Raw genomic sequence first — 1,550 nt, 5'->3', positions numbered from 1 at the left:
ACGACCGCGGGCAAGCTCGCGGATCTGCAGCGCCGTATCGAGGAAGCGACGCACGCCGGCTCGCAGCGCGCCGTCGAAAAACAGCACGCCAAGGGCAAACTGACGGCCCGTGAGCGCATCGGCCTGCTCCTGGACGAGGACTCCTTCGTCGAGCTGGACGAGTTCGCCCGCCACCGCTCCACGAACTTCGGCCTGGAGACCAACCGCCCCTACGGCGACGGCGTCGTCACCGGCTACGGCACCGTCGACGGCCGCCCCGTCGCCGTCTTCTCCCAGGACTTCACCGTCTTCGGCGGCGCCCTCGGCGAGATCTACGGCCAGAAGATCTGCAAGGTCATGGACTTCGCCCTCAAGACCGGCTGCCCCGTCATCGGCATCAACGACTCCGGCGGCGCCCGCATCCAGGAAGGCGTCGCCTCACTCGGCGCCTACGGCGAGATCTTCCGCCGCAACACCCACGCCTCCGGCGTCATCCCCCAGATCTCCCTGGTCGTCGGCCCCTGCGCGGGCGGCGCCGTCTACTCCCCCGCCATCACCGACTTCACGATCATGGTCGACCAGACCAGCCACATGTTCATCACCGGCCCCGACGTCATCAAGACCGTCACCGGCGAAGACGTCGGCTTCGAAGAACTCGGCGGCGCCCGCACCCACAACAGCGCCTCCGGCGTCGCCCACCACATGGCCGGCGACGAAAAAGACGCCATCGAATACGTCAAACAGCTCCTGTCCTACCTGCCCTCCAACAACCTCTCCGAGCCCCCCGCCTTCCCCGAGGAAGCCGACCTCACCCCCACCGACGAGGACCTGCAGCTGGACACCCTCGTCCCGGACTCGGCGAACCAGCCCTACGACATGCACACCGTCATCGAGCACATCCTCGACGACGCCGAGTTCTTCGAGACCCAGGCCCTGTTCGCCCCGAACATCCTCACCGGCTTCGGACGCGTCGAGGGCCACCCCGTCGGCATCGTCGCCAACCAGCCCCTGCAGTTCGCCGGCTGCCTCGACATCGCCGCCTCCGAGAAGGCCGCCCGCTTCGTGCGCACCTGCGACGCCTTCAACCTGCCCGTCATCACCTTCGTCGACGTCCCCGGCTTCCTGCCCGGCGTCGGCCAGGAACACGACGGCATCATCCGCCGCGGCGCCAAACTCATCTACGCCTACGCCGAGGCCACCGTCCCCCTCATCACCGTCATCACCCGCAAGGCCTTCGGCGGCGCCTACGACGTCATGGGCTCCAAACACCTCGGCGCCGACCTCAACCTCGCCTGGCCCACCGCCCAGATCGCCGTCATGGGCGCCCAGGGCGCCGTCAACATCCTCCACCGCCGCACCCTCGCGGAAACCGACGACGTCGAGACCACCCGCGCCCGCCTCATCCGCGAGTACGAGGACGCCCTCCTCAACCCCTACATCGCCGCCGAACGCGGCTACATCGACGCCGTGATCAAACCCTCCGACACCCGCCGCCACATCGTCCGCGGCCTGCGTCAACTGCGCACCAAGCGGGAATCCCTGCCCCCGAAGAAGCACGGCAACATCCCCCT

The 1,550-nt window shown here is 68.3% G+C and carries 1 protein-coding gene; it reads left to right on the top strand.

The annotated features are described in order from the left end of the window. Nucleotides 1-1,550 (top strand): acyl-CoA carboxylase subunit beta (locus tag ACZ67Q_RS39395; protein ID WP_471192460.1); only part of this gene is annotated, 1,550 nt, incomplete at both ends.

Source organism: Streptomyces sp. NPDC036813, from assembly GCF_055609245.1.
This window is presented reverse-complemented; position numbering and strand designations above follow the sequence as displayed.